This is a genomic window from Staphylococcus sp. HMSC62D11 (assembly GCF_001839145.1).
Classification (GTDB): domain Bacteria; phylum Bacillota; class Bacilli; order Staphylococcales; family Staphylococcaceae; genus Staphylococcus; species Staphylococcus lugdunensis.
This window is the reverse complement of the sequence record NZ_KV840207.1, coordinates 58733-74737: the sequence shown is the minus strand read 5'-3', so window position 1 is coordinate 74737 and position 16005 is coordinate 58733. Positions and strand designations below refer to the sequence as shown.

At 33.7% G+C, this 16005-nt stretch carries 27 protein-coding genes; 26 read left to right on the top strand and 1 reads right to left on the bottom strand.

All coding sequences use genetic code 11. The annotated features are described in order from the left end of the window. Nucleotides 1-4 precede the first annotated feature (4 nt). From rplX to rpsI, 23 genes are all read left to right on the top strand, one after another. On the top strand, nt 5-322 hold the full coding sequence (gene rplX / locus HMPREF3267_RS11885; RefSeq protein WP_002448459.1) for a 50S ribosomal protein L24: 318 nt from the start codon (nt 5-7) through the stop codon (nt 320-322). Nucleotides 323-347: 25 nt separating this feature from the next. After that, nucleotides 348-887 carry a 50S ribosomal protein L5 gene (gene rplE / locus HMPREF3267_RS11880; protein WP_002460060.1) on the top strand — a complete coding sequence of 180 codons (540 nt, stop codon included), beginning with the start codon at nt 348-350 and terminating at the stop codon, nt 885-887. Between the two features lie 24 nt (nt 888-911). Then, nucleotides 912-1097 carry a type Z 30S ribosomal protein S14 gene (locus HMPREF3267_RS11875; RefSeq protein ID WP_001140799.1) on the top strand — a complete coding sequence of 62 codons (186 nt, stop codon included), beginning with the start codon at nt 912-914 and terminating at the stop codon, nt 1095-1097. A gap of 31 nt (nt 1098-1128) precedes the next feature. After that, nucleotides 1129-1527, top strand: coding sequence for a 30S ribosomal protein S8 (rpsH, locus tag HMPREF3267_RS11870; protein ID WP_002460058.1), 399 nt, complete (start codon nt 1129-1131; stop codon nt 1525-1527). Nucleotides 1528-1551: 24 nt separating this feature from the next. Then, a complete protein-coding gene (gene rplF / locus HMPREF3267_RS11865; RefSeq protein ID WP_002460057.1) occupies nt 1552-2088 on the top strand; it encodes a 50S ribosomal protein L6 in 537 nt (178 codons plus the stop codon). Nucleotides 2089-2119: 31 nt separating this feature from the next. Beyond that, the gene (gene rplR / locus HMPREF3267_RS11860) at nt 2120-2482 is read left to right on the top strand and encodes a 50S ribosomal protein L18 (RefSeq protein ID WP_002460056.1); all 363 of its coding nucleotides are present in this window, start codon (nt 2120-2122) and stop codon (nt 2480-2482) included. 20 nt (nt 2483-2502) lie between these two features. Beyond that, nucleotides 2503-3003: a 30S ribosomal protein S5 gene (rpsE, locus tag HMPREF3267_RS11855; RefSeq protein ID WP_002460054.1), complete on the top strand. Its 501-nt coding sequence runs from the start codon at nt 2503-2505 to the stop codon at nt 3001-3003. Nucleotides 3004-3019: 16 nt separating this feature from the next. Further along, nucleotides 3020-3199 carry a 50S ribosomal protein L30 gene (rpmD, locus tag HMPREF3267_RS11850; protein WP_002460053.1) on the top strand — a complete coding sequence of 60 codons (180 nt, stop codon included), beginning with the start codon at nt 3020-3022 and terminating at the stop codon, nt 3197-3199. A gap of 19 nt (nt 3200-3218) precedes the next feature. After that, entirely contained in the window at nt 3219-3659 is a 441-nt protein-coding gene (gene rplO / locus HMPREF3267_RS11845; RefSeq protein WP_002460052.1) for a 50S ribosomal protein L15, read from the top strand. Next, nucleotides 3659-4951 carry a preprotein translocase subunit SecY gene (secY, locus tag HMPREF3267_RS11840; protein WP_002460051.1) on the top strand — a complete coding sequence of 431 codons (1293 nt, stop codon included), beginning with the start codon at nt 3659-3661 and terminating at the stop codon, nt 4949-4951. Before rplO ends, secY begins: the two co-directional genes overlap by 1 nt. Nucleotides 4952-4968: 17 nt before the next feature. Continuing rightward, entirely contained in the window at nt 4969-5619 is a 651-nt protein-coding gene (locus tag HMPREF3267_RS11835) for an adenylate kinase (protein ID WP_002478833.1), read from the top strand. 193 nt (nt 5620-5812) lie between these two features. Further along, entirely contained in the window at nt 5813-6031 is a 219-nt protein-coding gene (infA, locus tag HMPREF3267_RS11830) for a translation initiation factor IF-1 (RefSeq protein ID WP_001829792.1), read from the top strand. A 31-nt stretch (nt 6032-6062) separates the two neighbouring features. Next, the gene (gene rpmJ / locus HMPREF3267_RS11825; protein WP_001829709.1) at nt 6063-6176 is read left to right on the top strand and encodes a 50S ribosomal protein L36; all 114 of its coding nucleotides are present in this window, start codon (nt 6063-6065) and stop codon (nt 6174-6176) included. 23 nt (nt 6177-6199) lie between these two features. Further along, nucleotides 6200-6565, top strand: a complete 366-nt coding sequence (gene rpsM / locus HMPREF3267_RS11820; RefSeq protein WP_002460049.1) for a 30S ribosomal protein S13 — start codon at nt 6200-6202, stop codon at nt 6563-6565. 22 nt (nt 6566-6587) lie between these two features. Then, complete coding sequence (gene rpsK, locus HMPREF3267_RS11815; protein WP_000101625.1) at nt 6588-6977, top strand: 30S ribosomal protein S11; 390 nt, start codon at nt 6588-6590, stop codon at nt 6975-6977. 87 nt (nt 6978-7064) lie between these two features. Continuing rightward, nucleotides 7065-8009, top strand: a complete 945-nt coding sequence (locus tag HMPREF3267_RS11810; RefSeq protein ID WP_002460048.1) for a DNA-directed RNA polymerase subunit alpha — start codon at nt 7065-7067, stop codon at nt 8007-8009. A 16-nt stretch (nt 8010-8025) separates the two neighbouring features. Continuing rightward, nucleotides 8026-8394 (top strand): 50S ribosomal protein L17, encoded by a 369-nt coding sequence (rplQ, locus tag HMPREF3267_RS11805; RefSeq protein WP_002460046.1) that lies wholly within the window; start codon nt 8026-8028, stop codon nt 8392-8394. Nucleotides 8395-8751: 357 nt separating this feature from the next. Continuing rightward, nucleotides 8752-9561, top strand: a complete 810-nt coding sequence (locus HMPREF3267_RS11800) for an energy-coupling factor transporter ATPase (protein WP_002460045.1) — start codon at nt 8752-8754, stop codon at nt 9559-9561. Next, nucleotides 9558-10415 carry an energy-coupling factor transporter ATPase gene (locus HMPREF3267_RS11795; RefSeq protein WP_062077938.1) on the top strand — a complete coding sequence of 286 codons (858 nt, stop codon included), beginning with the start codon at nt 9558-9560 and terminating at the stop codon, nt 10413-10415. Before HMPREF3267_RS11800 ends, HMPREF3267_RS11795 begins: the two co-directional genes overlap by 4 nt. Further along, nucleotides 10412-11218, top strand: coding sequence for an energy-coupling factor transporter transmembrane component T family protein (locus tag HMPREF3267_RS11790; protein WP_062077936.1), 807 nt, complete (start codon nt 10412-10414; stop codon nt 11216-11218). Before HMPREF3267_RS11795 ends, HMPREF3267_RS11790 begins: the two co-directional genes overlap by 4 nt. Nucleotides 11219-11222: 4 nt before the next feature. Then, nucleotides 11223-12026, top strand: a complete 804-nt coding sequence (gene truA, locus HMPREF3267_RS11785; protein WP_062077934.1) for a tRNA pseudouridine(38-40) synthase TruA — start codon at nt 11223-11225, stop codon at nt 12024-12026. A gap of 265 nt (nt 12027-12291) precedes the next feature. Then, nucleotides 12292-12729: a 50S ribosomal protein L13 gene (gene rplM / locus HMPREF3267_RS11780; protein ID WP_002460041.1), complete on the top strand. Its 438-nt coding sequence runs from the start codon at nt 12292-12294 to the stop codon at nt 12727-12729. Between the two features lie 19 nt (nt 12730-12748). Then, on the top strand, nt 12749-13141 hold the full coding sequence (rpsI, locus tag HMPREF3267_RS11775) for a 30S ribosomal protein S9 (RefSeq protein ID WP_002460040.1): 393 nt from the start codon (nt 12749-12751) through the stop codon (nt 13139-13141). Between the two features lie 380 nt (nt 13142-13521). Here rpsI and HMPREF3267_RS11770 read toward each other — a convergent pair whose 3' ends face one another. After that, nucleotides 13522-14031: a helix-turn-helix domain-containing protein gene (locus tag HMPREF3267_RS11770; protein ID WP_070823883.1), complete on the bottom strand. Its 510-nt coding sequence runs from the start codon at nt 14029-14031 to the stop codon at nt 13522-13524. A gap of 90 nt (nt 14032-14121) precedes the next feature. Between HMPREF3267_RS11770 and HMPREF3267_RS11765 the strand changes: the two genes are divergently transcribed. Genes HMPREF3267_RS11765 through HMPREF3267_RS11755 form a run of 3 tightly spaced genes read left to right on the top strand, consistent with a single transcriptional unit; the run spans nt 14122 to nt 15999 of the window. After that, nucleotides 14122-14361, top strand: a complete 240-nt coding sequence (locus HMPREF3267_RS11765; RefSeq protein ID WP_002460038.1) for a PLD nuclease N-terminal domain-containing protein — start codon at nt 14122-14124, stop codon at nt 14359-14361. Then, the gene (locus HMPREF3267_RS11760; protein WP_012990772.1) at nt 14348-15238 is read left to right on the top strand and encodes an ABC transporter ATP-binding protein; all 891 of its coding nucleotides are present in this window, start codon (nt 14348-14350) and stop codon (nt 15236-15238) included. Before HMPREF3267_RS11765 ends, HMPREF3267_RS11760 begins: the two co-directional genes overlap by 14 nt. Continuing rightward, a complete protein-coding gene (locus tag HMPREF3267_RS11755; RefSeq protein WP_002460036.1) occupies nt 15235-15999 on the top strand; it encodes an ABC transporter permease in 765 nt (254 codons plus the stop codon). The genes HMPREF3267_RS11760 and HMPREF3267_RS11755 overlap by 4 nt, the downstream gene beginning before the upstream one ends. The last annotated feature ends 6 nt before the right edge of the window (nt 16000-16005 follow it).

Below are 16005 nucleotides of genomic sequence, written 5' to 3'. Positions count from 1 at the left end.
CCACATGCATATCAAAAAAGGTGACAACGTAAAAGTTATCGCAGGTAAAGACAAAGGTAAAGAAGGAAAAGTTATTGCTACTGAACCTAAAAAAGACCGTGTCGTTGTGGAAGGTGTAAATGTTATTAAAAAACACCAAAAACCAACTCAATTAAATCCTGAAGGTGGAATCTTAGAAACAGAGGCAGCTATCCATGTTTCTAACGTACAATTATTAGACCCTAAAACAAATGAACCTACACGTGTTGGTTATAAATTTGTTGATGGTAAAAAAGTTCGTATTGCTAAAAAGTCAGGCGAAGAAATCAAATCTAATAATTAATAAATAATCGAAAGGAGGATCCACTTTGAACCGTTTAAAAGAAAAATTCAACACAGAAGTTACTGAAAACTTGGTTAAAAAGTTTAACTACAGTTCAGTAATGGAAGTACCAAAAATCGAAAAAATCGTAGTTAACATGGGTGTCGGTGATGCTGTTCAAAACTCTAAAGTTTTAGATAGTGCAGTTGAAGAATTAGAATTAATCACTGGTCAAAAACCATTAGTAACTAAAGCTAAAAAATCAATCGCAACATTCCGTTTACGTGAAGGTATGCCAATCGGTGCAAAAGTAACACTTCGCGGTGAAAGAATGTATGAATTCTTAGATAAATTAATCGCAGTTTCATTACCACGTGTACGTGACTTCCATGGTGTTTCTAAAAAAGCATTTGATGGTCGCGGTAACTACACTTTAGGTATTAAAGAACAATTAATTTTCCCTGAAATCGATTATGATAAAGTAAGCAAAGTAAGAGGAATGGATATTGTTATCGTAACAACTGCTAACACTGACGAGGAAGCTCGTGAATTGTTATCAAACTTCGGTATGCCATTTCGTAAATAATCTCTAAAAAAGGAGGCTAATTAAGTGGCTAAAACTTCAATGGTTGCTAAGCAACAAAAAAAACAAAAATATGCAGTACGCGAATACACACGTTGTGAACGTTGTGGACGTCCACATTCTGTATACCGTAAATTTAAATTATGCCGTATTTGTTTCCGTGAATTAGCTTATAAAGGTCAAATTCCTGGCGTACGCAAAGCTAGTTGGTAATTATTAAGAGTCTGAAAGGAGGCAACAATCAATGACAATGACAGATCCAATTGCAGATATGCTAACTCGAGTGAGAAACGCTAACATGGTGCGTCACGATAAATTAGAGTTACCTGCATCAAACATTAAAAAACAAATTGCTGAAATCTTAAAAAATGAAGGTTTCATTAAAAACGTAGAATTCGTTGAAGACGATAAACAAGGTGTTCTTCGCTTATTCCTAAAATATGGTCAAAATAACGAACGTGTTATCACAGGTTTAAAACGTATTTCTAAACCAGGTTTACGTGTTTATGCTAAAGCTAACGAAGTGCCTAAAGTATTAAATGGTTTAGGTATCGCATTAGTTTCTACATCTGAAGGTGTTATCACTGATAAAGAAGCAAGAAAACGTAATGTTGGTGGAGAAATTATCGCATACGTTTGGTAATAATAAATAAGGAGGTGCCCTAACATGAGTCGTGTTGGTAAGAAAATTATTAATATTCCTACAGACGTAACAGTTACATTTGATGGTCATACTGCAACTGTTAAAGGTCCAAAAGGGGAATTATCAAGAACTTTTGATGAAAAAATGACTTTTAAACAAGAAGAAAACACTATCGAAGTAGTAAGACCATCAGATTCTAAAGATGATCGTACAGTTCATGGTACTACTCGTGCTTTATTAAACAACATGGTGCAAGGTGTATCACAAGGTTATGAAAAAACGCTTGAACTTGTTGGTGTTGGTTACCGTGCTCAAATGCAAGGAACTAATTTAGTATTAAATGTGGGATATTCTCACCCTGTAGAAATTAAAGCAGAAAATGGTATCACATTTGCTGTTGAAAAGAATACTACAATCAAAGTATCTGGCGTATCTAAAGAGCAAGTTGGAGCAATTGCTTCTAACATTCGCGCAGTAAGACCTCCAGAACCTTATAAAGGTAAAGGAATTCGTTACCAAGGTGAATACGTTCGCCGTAAAGAAGGTAAAACTGGTAAATAATAGATAACTCTCGAAAGAAAGGAGTATAACAATGATCAGTAAAATTGATAAAAATAAAGTGCGTTTAAAAAGACATGCACGTGTTCGTACTAGCTTATCTGGTACAGCTGAAAAACCTCGTTTGAATGTTTATCGTTCAAATAAACATATTTACGCACAAATTATTGATGATGTAAAAGGCGAAACAATCGTACAAGCATCATCTAAAGATAAAGATATTGCTAGTGACTCAACTTCTAAAGTAGATTTAGCTACAAAAGTTGGTGAAGCAATTGCTAAAAAAGCCAATGACAAAGGCATTAAAGCTATTGTATTTGACCGCGGAGGTTACCTATACCATGGTCGTGTAAAAGCATTAGCAGATGCTGCAAGAGAAAGCGGATTAGAATTTTAATTTAAAGGAGGGACAATTACATGGCTCGTAGAGAAGAAGAAGCGAAAGAATTTGAAGAACGCGTTGTAACAATCAACCGTGTTGCGAAAGTTGTTAAAGGTGGACGTCGTTTCCGTTTCACTGCATTAGTAGTAGTAGGAGACAAAAAAGGTCGTGTAGGTTTCGGTACTGGTAAAGCACAAGAAGTACCTGAAGCTATCAAAAAAGCTGTAGAAGCAGCTAAAAAAGATTTAGTAGTCGTTCCACGTGTAGAAGGAACAACTCCTCATACTATCACTGGTCGTTATGGCTCAGGTAGCGTATTCATGAAACCTGCTGCACCTGGTACTGGTGTTATCGCTGGTGGTCCAGTTCGTGCGGTATTAGAATTAGCAGGTATTACTGATATCTTAAGTAAATCATTAGGTTCAAACACACCAATCAATATGGTTCGTGCAACAATCAATGGATTACAAAACCTTAAAAATGCTGAAGATGTTGCGAAATTACGTGGCAAAACAGTAGAAGAATTATACAATTAAGGAGGGAAAATAAATAATGGCTAAATTACAAATTACCCTCACGCGTAGTGTTATTGGTCGTCCTGAAACACAACGTAAAACTGTTGAAGCATTGGGTCTTAAAAAGACAAACAGTTCAGTAGTTGTTGAAGACAACCCTGCAATTCGTGGGCAAATCAACAAAGTAAAACATTTATTATCAGTAGAAGAAAAATAAATAAGGAGGTGCCGAGAGAATGAAATTACATGAGTTAAAAGCAGCTGAAGGATCACGTAAAGAACGCAATCGTGTTGGACGTGGTGCTGCAACTGGTAACGGTAAAACAAGTGGTCGCGGTCAAAAAGGTCAAAAAGCACGTTCAGGTGGTGGCGTAAGACCAGGTTTTGAAGGTGGACAATTGCCTTTATTCCGTCGTTTACCTAAACGTGGTTTTACTAACATTAACCGTAAGGAATATGCTATTGTTAACTTAGACCAACTTAATAAATTTGAAGATGGTACTGAAGTAACTCCAGCTTTATTAGTTGAAACTGGTGTTGTGAAGAATGAAAAATCTGGTATTAAAGTACTAGGTAATGGTTCACTTGAGAAAAAATTAACAGTGAAAGCTCATAAATTTTCAGCTTCAGCAGCAGATGCTATTGATGCAAAAGGTGGAGCACACGAGGTGATCTAATGTTTCAAACGCTTGTGAGCTTTTTTACAACTAAAGAAGTTCGTAACAAGATTTTCTTCACTCTAGCAATGTTAATTATTTTTAAGATTGGGACGTATATCCCAGCTCCAGGAGTAAATCCTGAACCCTTTGCACATCAAGGTTCGGATCAAGGTGTTGCTGCTTTGCTAAATACGTTTGGTGGCGGAGCCTTAAAGAACTTTTCAATTTTTGCAATGGGTATTATGCCATACATCACTGCATCTATCGTAATGCAACTATTACAGATGGATATCGTACCTAAGTTTTCTGAATGGGCGAAACAAGGTGAAGTAGGTAAAAGAAAATTAAGTAACGTCACACGTTACTTTGCAATTATATTGGCTTTTGTTCAGTCAATAGGTATGGCATTCCAATTTAACAATTATCTAGGCGGTAAATTGGTTATTAATCAATCCGTGATGAGTTATTTGTTAATTGCGATTGTCTTAACAACAGGAACAGCATTTTTAATTTGGCTTGGAGACCAAATCACACAGTTTGGTGTGGGTAATGGTATTTCAATCATTATCTTCGCGGGTATCTTATCCACTTTACCATCATCTATCATCCAATTTGCGCAACAAGCATTTGTTGGTAACGATGATACGACTTTAGCATGGTTAAAAGTGATAGGTTTAGTAGTAGGTTTAATCTTGCTAACAATCGGTGCAATTTATGTACTTGAAGCGAAGCGTAAGATACCTATTCAATATGCGAAAAAACAATCAGCTCAACGATTAGGTTCACAAGCAACTTATCTACCTTTGAAAGTTAACTCAGCAGGGGTTATACCAGTAATCTTTGCGATGGCGTTCTTCTTATTGCCAAGAACATTAACGTTGTTCTTCCCTAAAGCAGATTGGGCTCAAACTATATCTCAAACTGCGAACCCATCCAATACTTATGGTATGATTGTTTATGTTGTGTTAATTATTGCGTTTACTTACTTTTACGCATTTGTTCAAGTTAATCCTGAAAAAATGGCCGATAATTTGAAGAAACAAGGTAGTTATGTACCAGGTATTCGTCCTGGCGACCAAACGAAAAAGTATATTACTAAAGTGCTATATCGCTTAACTTTTGTAGGTTCTATTTTCTTAGCAGTTATTGCTATTTTACCGATTTTAGCGACTAAGTTTATGAGCTTACCACAATCCATTCAAATTGGTGGTACAAGCTTGCTTATCGTTATTGGTGTAGCAATTGAAACTATGAAATCTTTAGAAGCTCAAGTAAGCCAAAAAGAATATAAAGGCTTTGGTGGTAGATAACTTGTAGGAGGGCATTTATGAATATCATTTTAATGGGTCTACCTGGCGCAGGTAAAGGAACTCAAGCGAGTGAAATTGTTAAGAAATTCCCAATACCACATATATCTACTGGTGACATGTTCAGAAAAGCGATTAAAGATGAGACTGATTTAGGCAAAGAAGCTAAATCATACATGGATCGTGGGGAATTAGTCCCTGATGAAGTTACTGTAGGTATCGTTAAAGAAAGAATTTCTGAAGACGATGCAAAAAAAGGCTTTTTATTGGATGGCTTTCCTAGAACAATCGATCAAGCTGAGGCATTAAATGAAATTATGTCTGAGCTTGACAGAGATATTGATGCGGTTATCAATATAGAAGTTCCAGAAGAAGAACTAATGAATCGCTTAACAGGTCGACGTATATGTGAAACATGTGGTACGACTTATCATCTTGTTTTTAATCCTCCAAAGGTAGAAGGTATTTGCGATATCGATGGTGGAAAGTTGTATCAGCGAGAAGATGATAATCCAGAAACAGTATCCAACCGTTTGAGCGTTAATGTTAAACAATCAAAACCTATTTTAGAATACTATGATAAAAAAGGTGTCTTGAAAAACATTGATGGTTCAAAAAACATTGACGAAGTAACCAGCGATGTCATTGATATCTTAAATCATTTAAAATAGATCAACTTTATACGGTCTATTAAATGGTGATTTTATTTAGGTTTAATCTATGATTAATAAGTTGAGTGACATAAGACGATATAATTCCCGCACTTTTGTTGAAGTTATTCTAACTAGTCACTGAAATAGATTCGTATCGTTAAAGTTGTCTATTGACGATTACCTTACTATTGCAAAAAGGGGGAAGTAATCAATGGCGAAACAAGATGTAATTGAATTAGAAGGTACAGTACTTGATACTTTACCAAATGCTATGTTTAAAGTAGAATTAGAAAATGGTCATGAGATTTTAGCACATGTAAGTGGTAAAATCAGAATGAATTATATTCGAATTCTTCCTGGCGACAAAGTAACAGTAGAAATGTCTCCGTATGATTTGTCACGCGGTAGAATTACGTATCGTTATAAATAATCGTCACTCCATAATATAGGGAGGTATAAAAATGAAAGTAAGACCATCAGTAAAACCAATTTGCGAAAAATGTAAAGTCATTAAACGTAAAGGTAAAGTTATGGTAATTTGTGATAATCCTAAGCACAAACAAAGACAAGGTTAATTAAAAGAGAGGTGTAAATTTATATGGCACGTATTGCAGGAGTAGATATTCCACGTGAAAAACGCGTTGTAATTTCTTTAACTTATATATACGGTATCGGTACATCAACAGCTCAAAAAATTGTTGAACAAGCAAATGTTTCAGCTGATACACGTGTAAAAGATTTAACAGATGATGAATTAGGTCGTATCCGTGAGGTTGTTGATAGCTTTAAAGTTGAAGGTGACCTACGTCGTGAACAAAATTTAAACATTAAACGTTTAATGGAAATTTCATCATACCGTGGTATCCGTCACCGTCGTGGATTACCAGTTCGCGGTCAAAAAACTAAAAATAACGCTCGTACGCGTAAAGGCCCAGTGAAAACTGTAGCTAACAAGAAAAAATAATAGGTAAAGGAGGCAAAAATAAATGGCACGTAAACAAGTATCTCGTAAACGTAGAGTTAAAAAGAATATTGAAAACGGTGTTGCGCATATCCGTTCAACATTCAACAATACTATTGTAACTATCACAGATGAATTTGGTAATGCATTATCATGGTCATCAGCTGGTGCATTAGGTTTTAAAGGTTCTAAAAAATCTACACCTTTTGCAGCACAAATGGCTTCAGAAACTGCATCAAAATCTGCAATGGAACACGGTTTAAAAACTGTAGAAGTAACAGTTAAAGGTCCTGGCCCAGGTCGTGAATCAGCTATCCGTGCATTACAATCTGCTGGTTTAGAAGTAACAGCAATCAGAGACGTTACTCCAGTACCACATAATGGTTGTCGTCCACCAAAACGTCGTCGCGTCTAATTCTTGATTGTTATTGTTACAGGTCACTGATCACTTAGCAAAACAGTTTGAAATTAAAGTCGACGTATTTAAGGAGGATATTTGTAAATGATAGAAATCGAAAAACCTAGAATTGAGACAATTGAAATTAGTGATGATGCTAAATTCGGTAAGTTCGTTGTTGAACCACTAGAACGTGGCTACGGTACTACACTAGGAAACTCCTTACGTCGTATCCTACTATCTTCATTACCAGGTGCAGCCGTTAAATACATCGAGATTGAAGGCGTATTACACGAGTTTTCAGCAATAGATAATGTAGTGGAAGATGTATCTACAATTATCATGAACATCAAAAAACTAGCATTAAAAATCTATTCTGAAGAGGATAAAACGTTAGAAATTGATGTACGAGATGAAGGCGAAGTAACTGCAAGTGATATCACACATGATAGTGATGTTGAGATTTTAAACCCAGAGCTTAAAATCGCAACCGTGTCTAAAGGTGGACATCTTAAAATTCGTCTTGTTGCTAATAAGGGTAGAGGTTACGCATTAGCAGAACAAAACAACACTAGTGATTTACCAATTGGAGTAATTCCTGTTGATTCACTTTATTCACCTGTAGAACGTGTAAACTATACAGTTGAAAATACACGTGTAGGTCAAAGTAGTGATTTTGATAAATTAACATTGGATGTTTGGACAAATGGTTCAATCACGCCACAAGAATCAGTATCATTAGCTGCTAAAATAATGACTGAGCACTTAAATATCTTTGTAGGTCTTACTGATGAAGCTCAAAATGCTGAAATTATGATCGAAAAAGAAGAAGACCAAAAAGAAAAAGTATTAGAAATGTCTATTGAAGAATTAGACTTATCTGTACGTTCATATAACTGTTTAAAACGCGCAGGAATCAATTCTGTACAAGAGTTAGCTGATAAATCAGAAGCTGATATGATGAAAGTGCGTAATTTAGGTCGTAAATCTCTTGAAGAAGTTAAATACAAATTAGAAGATTTAGGTTTAGGTTTAAGAAAAGAAGATTGATAAAGGAGGTTAACTCATGGGTTACAGAAAATTAGGTCGTACTTCTGACCAACGTAAAGCAATGTTACGTGATTTAGCAACGTCACTTATTGTAAGTGAACGTATCGAAACAACAGAAGCACGTGCAAAAGAAGTTCGTAGTATTGTTGAGAAATTAATCACTTTAGGAAAAAAAGGCGATTTAGCTTCTCGTCGTAATGCAGCTAAAACATTACGTAATGTTGACATCTTAAATGAAGATGAGACAACACAAACTGCACTTCAAAAACTATTTGGTGAAATCGCAGACCGTTATACAGAACGTCAAGGTGGTTACACTCGTATCCTTAAAGTAGGCCCTCGTCGTGGAGACGGTGCTGAATCAGTAATTATTGAATTAGTATAATTGTGAAATGTCACAATATATCACTGAATAAATACACTTAGAACTTATATATAAAGCAAATGAGTGCAACGATAATGTTTGCCACATACAAATATTGTCTAGCTCAGAGTACCCCATCAACTTAATAATCATTTAAAGCGTGAACTCAATAAACATGATGGGGTGCGCGCTTTTTTCATTTAGCTGTAGTTTAATTGACTATGGCTTTTTAATTTGTATCCTATTTGAAGTGGATGTTGTGTAGTAACGTGCATAGAAAATAGACAGTATATTTGATAAAATGTGGACAATATACAGATGATATGATTTCATGTAAAATATGATAGAATACATAAATTTTGATAAGGATGACTGACAATGGCTATGGAAGAAAATATAATTAAATTTAAAGATGTGTCATTTCAATATCAAAGCGATACTGCATTTACTTTAGATCATGTTTCTTTTAATATACCAAAAGGTAAATGGACGACAATTGTCGGTCATAATGGTTCAGGGAAATCAACGCTTGCAAAATTGATGGTAGGTATCGAGCAAGCAAATGAAGGACAAATTTTTTATAATAATCACCTTATCAATGCACAAAATTTACAAGATATTCGTAAACATATTGGTATCGTATTGCAAAACCCAGAAAACCAATTTGTTGGGTCAATTGTCAAATACGATGTTGCTTTTGGTTTAGAAAATCATTCAGTACCTCATGATAATATGCATCGCATAGTTAAACAGGTGCTTTCTGACGTTAATATGTTAGATTATGCAGATAGTGAGCCACAATCATTATCTGGTGGTCAAAAACAACGCGTTGCTATCGCTGGTGTACTAGCATTAGGGCCTTCAGTGATTATTTTAGATGAAGCTGATTCTATGTTAGATCCTAAAGCACGAGAAGATTTATTTGAGTTAGTGAAACGTGTCCAACAAGAAAAAAATATTACAATTATTTCTATTACACATGATTTGACTGAAGCAATGGGTAGTGACTATGTGATTGTGATGAATAAAGGAACGGTTTACCAGGCTGGAATACCTGAGACCATTTTTTCGTCACAACAAGGTTTATTAGATATTGGTTTAGACTTACCATTTGTAATGAAAATTGCACAACAATTAGAAGTTAGTAATCGTTATATTACTTATGAAGGGTTAGTGGACAAACTATGAGTATTTCCTTTAATGATGTCACATATATTTATCAAAAGGGGGCACCTTATGAAAAAGAAGCAGTGAGTCACATTCATTTGGCTTTAGAACAAGGTGTCTATTATGCACTCATAGGACAAACGGGTAGCGGTAAGTCAACACTCATTCAACATATTAATGGCCTTATCAAACCTACAACAGGAAGCCTTTCTGTTGGTGACATTACGATTCATCATAAAACCAAAGATAAACATATAAGAACTATTCGTAAAACAGTCGGTATGGTTTTCCAAATTCCAGAAACACAATTATTTGAAGATACAGTGGAACGTGAAATTATCTTTGGTCCGAAAAATTTTGGTATGGATATAGAACAAGTTAAAAGTGATGCCTTTGATTTATTAATGCAATTAGGTTTTCCAAGAAACATTATGTCTTTATCCCCCTTCCAAATGTCAGGAGGACAAATGCGTAAGATTGCCATCGTATCTATTTTAGCAATGAATCCCGATGTAATTATTTTAGATGAACCTACTGCAGGATTGGATCCTCAAAGTAGATTTCAAATTATGACACTACTTAAAAAGTTTCAACTTGAAGATAATAAGACTATCATTTTGGTGACGCATGATATGAATGATGTTGCGTGCTATGCAGATCAAACTGTAATTATGAAAGAAGGACAAATCGTTGATGTGTGTACACCGCGTGATTTGTTTGCTAAAGATAAGTATATAACAAATTGGCATATTGCCTTACCCGATATTGTTAAACTACAAAAAGATATTGAGGATAAACATCAAATAAAGTTCCCTCATTTGGCACTTACAAATGAGGAATTCGTTCAAATGTATAAGGAGTGGCGGCAAAAATGAAAAATAAATTGATTATTGGTCGCTATCTACCTACACAATCATTGATACACGAATTAGATCCACGAGCTAAATTAATCTTTGTCTTTTTATTTATTATTACGATATTCTTTGCTCACTCGTTTACTACGTTTGCATGGTTGTTACTTATTATTTTAGCTATTATGATATGTGCAAAAATAAAACTTTGGTTTTTATTAAAAGGACTGACACCCATATTTATCTTTCTGATTTTTACTTTTGTGATGCATATACTGTTTACAAAAGGTGGCTTTGTACTGATTCAAATAGGTGCGTTTACTATTGAAAGTGCGGGTGTTTTGGAAGGGATTTTTATTTCTCTAAGATTAATTCTTATTGTAGTGATAGCAACAATTATGACCTTATCTACAAGTCCGATTGATTTAACAGATGCCTTTGAAAAATTGATGTATCCGCTGAAATGGATTAAGGTACCCGTACATCAACTCAGTATGATAATGTCTATTGCTTTACGTTTTATTCCAACACTAATGGATGAATTAGATAAAATTATATTAGCACAAAAATCAAGAGGATCTGAAATAAGCTCGGGAGGGATATTTGCACGTATAAAAGCCTTTGTCCCTTTGATGATTCCATTATTTGTTTCTGCATTTCAACGTGCAGAAGACTTGGCTATAGCTATGGAAGTGCGAGGATATGATGCAAATGTTCAACGTACTAGCTATCGTACGTTACAATGGCAGATAAAAGATACAATTGTGATTTTAGCAATGATTCCAATCGCAGGTTTAATGTTTGTATTAAAATTGATAGGAGTGTAATGCGTTGCGTATTTTAGTCAATATATGCTATCAAGGAAGCAATTTTTTAGGATTTCAAATTCAAAATCAAGGTCGTACGGTTCAGCAACAATTTGAAAAGATACTAAAACGAATGCATCGACATGATGTTCGTATACATCCATCAAGTCGTACCGATCGAGGTGTCCATGCGCTTGAACAATTTTTCCATTTTGATACCGAATTAAAGATTGCTGATAGTCAATGGCAATATGCAATGAACAGTGCTTTGCCTGATGATATTTATGTCAAAGAAGTTAAACAGGTAGATTCGGATTTTCATTGTAGATATGATTGTGTTGGCAAACGCTATCGATATAAAGTGTATCAAGCTGAACATAAGAATCCATTTGAAAGTGGATTGAAGACTTATGTACCACAACAATTAAATATTGAACGTATGAATGAAGCTGCTCAAAAATTTATTGGGACACATGATTTTACAGGATTTTGTTCGCAAAAAACAGAAGTAGAAAGTAAAGTTAGAACGTTATATCAAAGTGAAATTGAAATGACGACATATGGTTTTGATTATATTGTTACAGGATCAGGGTTTCTATATAATATGGTCCGCGTAATAATGGCTTTTCTCATTGAAGTAGGAAAGGGGAACCGTTCCCCGGAAGAAGTCACAGCATTATTGGAACAAAAAAATCGAGATAATGTTCCATTTACCGCACCAGCAGAAGGCCTTTATCTTGAAAAAATCTACTTAGCACCTGAAGATCTAATTAATGACTTTGGACAAAACATCAAAATTTATCGTAAAAAATCTTTACAAAACGACTAAATTAGATTGACAAAACACCTATAAAATTATATGATTATTAACGGTATTGTTTTATATCCACCCCATGATAAGCCCCGGAAACTTATTGTGTTACAAGATATATAAGCAAAGCAGAAGAACAGTTAACAAAATAAATGAAACTAACGCTTTTAAATCGTAACAGTATTTAAGTATCGAAAGTAGATTGTGATTTATCTCATAGGTTCGAATGTGAAGACAGGATTACAATCTAGACACAGCATTTATTTTTAGGAGGACAATTATTATGCGTCAAACATTTATGGCAAATGAATCAAACATTGAGCGCAAATGGTATGTAATTGATGCTGAAGGCCAAACATTAGGTCGTTTATCATCAGAAGTTGCATCTATCTTACGCGGTAAAAATAAACCAACTTACACACCACACGTTGATACTGGTGATTTCGTGATCATCATTAACGCTTCAAAAATCGAATTAACTGGTAACAAAGAACAAGATAAAATTTATTACCGTCACTCAAATCATCCAGGCGGACTAAAAGCTGTTACTGCTGGAGAATTGAAACGTAATAATCCAGAACGCTTACTTGAAAATTCTATCAAAGGTATGTTACCAAGTTCACGTTTAGGCGAAAAACAAGGTAAAAAATTATTTGTATATGGTGGCGCTGAACATCCACACGCTGCACAACAACCAGAAAACTACGAGTTACGTGGTTAATTAGAAGGAGGAAATTACATTGGCACAAGTTGAATATAGAGGTACAGGCCGTCGTAAAAACTCAGTAGCACGTGTACGTTTAGTACCAGGCGAAGGTAACATTAAAGTTAACGATCGTGATGTGCGTGACTACTTACCATTCGAATCATTGATTTTAGACTTAAACCAACCATTTGATGTAACAGAAACTAAAGGTAACTACGATGTTTTAGTTAATGTACATGGTGGTGGCTTCACTGGACAAGCTCAAGCAATTCGTCACGGTATTGCACGTGCGTTATTAGAAGCAGATCCTGAATACAGAGGTTCTTTAAAACGTGCTGGATTATTAACACGTGACCCACGTATGAAAGAACGTAAAAAACCAGGTCTTAAAAAAGCACGTCGTTCTCCACAATTCTCAAAACGTTAATTGTTGGAAGAAATATACAAAACACCTCGATATTATGTCGAGGTGTTTTTTGTGGAAAAATTCAGTATATTGTGTCTTGATATTTAACCAATCTTTCTAGGATTAACTTGAGAGGTATATATAAAACATATTACACTATACTATTACGAAAAAGATTTCTGGAGGAACTACTGTTTGACGTTTTAAAACTCCATCTAACAGTCTTTTAAAGAGAGATATATGATGTGTTCGTATACCTATTACAAAAGTAGGAAAATCAAATTATATTATTACAGTCAATGTGGCCGATGTTGATTTTGGCAATATAGTCATAAGAAATAATCATATGAACCACAGTATTAATAGTTTTAACTTTTGCTAGTAAAGTGAATCAAAATTGGTTATGGAATAATAACAAGTGAAATGGTTCGCTCTTTGTTATTCGTATTTTGTTTTTCATTGTAATAATTATTAATTAAACAGTTAAGATCGGACTGGAAATTTTCAAATTCACTGTCTTCTAAATTTAGTTTTGAAATAGAAAAGGTAGCTTTATCATCCTTATTAATTGTTTTATGATAATTTTGATAAGATTGTAATACATACATAAAATAATAAGTAACAAAGTCTATTTTTTTACTGTAATTCGCTTGAGTCCACTCTGTTTCATCAATTTTATAGCCTTTAGAGTTTATTGCATAATAGTTTTCTTCACTAGAACGTAATTTTTTGGTCTTTACAATTTTTAATAATTGTTCTTCAAACATAGCATTTACATGTCTATACAGTGTTGCTTGAGGCACATCTTCTAATAATTCATTGAGTTGCATAATAGAAAGTCCTTCTGGTTTATCGATTAATGTTAATGCGATTTTAAAACGTGTTTGATTTTTAAATAAACTGAATTCCATACATAACACCTCACTTTATACATAATAATTGATTTTTAAATAAATGTACAGTAACATTATCATTATCAATAATGATAATGGAGGGTGAAAATGAATACTGATATTAACGTCTTAAAAGAAATAGACTGGGGGACTATTATGCCAATATTAATACCAATATTGGTTTTACATGTAGTACTTTTAATAATTGCCCTAATCGATTTATATAGACGAAGAAAAATTGTTAATTATCCTATTGCTTGGGCAATCGCAATTTTGTTGTTTAATACTATTGGACCTATTCTTTATTTGATTATTGGAAGGAGGCTAATAAAAATTGATCGAGATTAAGCATGTGAATAAAATGTTTAGAGGAAGAAAAATACTGAAAAATATTTCTTTTAATATTTCAGAGGGAGAGTGTATTGGATTATTAGGTCCTAATGGTGCTGGGAAAACAACATTGATTAAATGTATTACTGGAATTATTAATTATGAAAAAGGGGAAATTAAATTTAATGGAAAAAATATTTTGAATTTTAAAAATGATATTGGTTATTTATCACAGCACACAGATTTTAAGCAGTGGATGACTTGTGAAGAGTCGTTAAGATTTTTTGGTGGTTTATCAGGTTTAAATAAAACGTATATTGCTCAGAATATTAATGAAATACTAAAAGATGTAGGTCTTCAGAATAAAAATAAATATAAGGTAGAAGAATTATCAGGAGGGATGAAACAGAGATTAGGCATAGCACAGGCTATTTTACATCGTCCAAAGTTTTTGGTCTTAGATGAACCAGTATCAGCTCTTGATCCAGTTGGCAGGAATGAAATCAAAAACCTAATAAAAAAATTGAAAAAATACACAACAGTTCTTATATCCACACATATTCTTGATGATGCAAGTGAATTTTGTGATCGATATATTATTATAAAAGATGGAGAAATCATCGGAAATATAACCAATGAAGATGAGACTGTGAATTACAAAAGTATATATTTAAAAATTTCTTTAAAAGATTCTTATGATCCGGATATTCAATTAACCGACTTATATGATTTACAAAAAGTAAAAGCAGGAGAATATATTGTAACCAGTCGAAAGCCAATTGAAATATCTGAGTTAATTGAAGAACTGGACAAAATTAATATTAAAGTGAATTCAATTGCATATGAAAAGAAAGATTTAGAGAAAATATTTTTAGAGTTGGTGTCTGATATATGAGAAATATATTAATTTTAGGAAAAGTGGAATTATTAGAAGCAGTAAGGAACATTAAATTTATATGGTTAGCAATATTCTTTTCTATTCTTGGATTGACGCAACCTTTAATTGATAATTACATGGAAGTGATTATTAAAAATTTTGGAGGGGTTGATGGGATTATTATGGACCCTAATGCACCTAAACCTCAGGCTAATGAAGTTTTGTTGGCAACGTTTACTGGCCAATTTAATCAGATGGGTTTGATTGTATTGGTCATCAGCTTTATGGGTATGATAGCTGATGAAAAGAAGAGTGGAGTTCTGGGGTTTATATTTACAAGGCCAGTATCTAGTATGCAATATATTATTTCAAAGCTTTTTGGAAACTGGATTATTAGTATGATATGTATCTTGATTGGTGCTGGTGTTTCATATTGTTATACTATTTATCTTTTTGATTATTATCCATTTATTAATTTTTTATTTTTTCTCTTATTTTATAGTTTGTGGATTCTTTTTATTGTCAGCGTAACGATATTATTAAGTACTTTTATAAAAAGTTCTATTTTTATAGGTGTGATAACTATCGTAATATCAATGGTATTTATATTATTGGGCAATATTAATAAAACATTTGCTTTATTTTTACCAAGTGGTGCACTTACATTAGCTGAAAGCCAATTTCAAAATATAAATTCTAATTTCTTATTGATAATCGCACCTGTTATTTATATTGTTGCCATAGTATATGCATCTAAAGTCATTATCAAGAAATTCTAAGGAGGT

Excerpts from the sequence above, each read along its gene's own strand:
- rplX (WP_002448459.1), top strand. The coding sequence starts at position 5 with ATGCATATCAAAAAAGGTGACAACGTAAAAGTTATCGCAGGTAAAGAC.
- rpsH (WP_002460058.1), top strand. The coding sequence starts at position 1,129 with ATGACAATGACAGATCCAATTGCAGATATGCTAACTCGAGTGAGAAAC.
- rplF (WP_002460057.1), top strand. The coding sequence starts at position 1,552 with ATGAGTCGTGTTGGTAAGAAAATTATTAATATTCCTACAGACGTAACA.
- rplR (WP_002460056.1), top strand. The coding sequence starts at position 2,120 with ATGATCAGTAAAATTGATAAAAATAAAGTGCGTTTAAAAAGACATGCA.
- rpsE (WP_002460054.1), top strand. The coding sequence starts at position 2,503 with ATGGCTCGTAGAGAAGAAGAAGCGAAAGAATTTGAAGAACGCGTTGTA.
- rpmD (WP_002460053.1), top strand. The coding sequence starts at position 3,020 with ATGGCTAAATTACAAATTACCCTCACGCGTAGTGTTATTGGTCGTCCT.
- rplO (WP_002460052.1), top strand. The coding sequence starts at position 3,219 with ATGAAATTACATGAGTTAAAAGCAGCTGAAGGATCACGTAAAGAACGC.
- secY (WP_002460051.1), top strand. The coding sequence starts at position 3,659 with ATGTTTCAAACGCTTGTGAGCTTTTTTACAACTAAAGAAGTTCGTAAC.
- HMPREF3267_RS11835 (WP_002478833.1), top strand. The coding sequence starts at position 4,969 with ATGAATATCATTTTAATGGGTCTACCTGGCGCAGGTAAAGGAACTCAA.
- infA (WP_001829792.1), top strand. The coding sequence starts at position 5,813 with ATGGCGAAACAAGATGTAATTGAATTAGAAGGTACAGTACTTGATACT.
- rpmJ (WP_001829709.1), top strand. The coding sequence starts at position 6,063 with ATGAAAGTAAGACCATCAGTAAAACCAATTTGCGAAAAATGTAAAGTC.
- rpsM (WP_002460049.1), top strand. The coding sequence starts at position 6,200 with ATGGCACGTATTGCAGGAGTAGATATTCCACGTGAAAAACGCGTTGTA.
- rpsK (WP_000101625.1), top strand. The coding sequence starts at position 6,588 with ATGGCACGTAAACAAGTATCTCGTAAACGTAGAGTTAAAAAGAATATT.
- HMPREF3267_RS11810 (WP_002460048.1), top strand. The coding sequence starts at position 7,065 with ATGATAGAAATCGAAAAACCTAGAATTGAGACAATTGAAATTAGTGAT.
- rplQ (WP_002460046.1), top strand. The coding sequence starts at position 8,026 with ATGGGTTACAGAAAATTAGGTCGTACTTCTGACCAACGTAAAGCAATG.
- HMPREF3267_RS11800 (WP_002460045.1), top strand. The coding sequence starts at position 8,752 with ATGGCTATGGAAGAAAATATAATTAAATTTAAAGATGTGTCATTTCAA.
- HMPREF3267_RS11795 (WP_062077938.1), top strand. The coding sequence starts at position 9,558 with ATGAGTATTTCCTTTAATGATGTCACATATATTTATCAAAAGGGGGCA.
- HMPREF3267_RS11790 (WP_062077936.1), top strand. The coding sequence starts at position 10,412 with ATGAAAAATAAATTGATTATTGGTCGCTATCTACCTACACAATCATTG.
- rplM (WP_002460041.1), top strand. The coding sequence starts at position 12,292 with ATGCGTCAAACATTTATGGCAAATGAATCAAACATTGAGCGCAAATGG.
- HMPREF3267_RS11770 (WP_070823883.1), bottom strand. The coding sequence starts at position 14,031 with ATGGAATTCAGTTTATTTAAAAATCAAACACGTTTTAAAATCGCATTA.
- HMPREF3267_RS11765 (WP_002460038.1), top strand. The coding sequence starts at position 14,122 with ATGAATACTGATATTAACGTCTTAAAAGAAATAGACTGGGGGACTATT.
- HMPREF3267_RS11755 (WP_002460036.1), top strand. The coding sequence starts at position 15,235 with ATGAGAAATATATTAATTTTAGGAAAAGTGGAATTATTAGAAGCAGTA.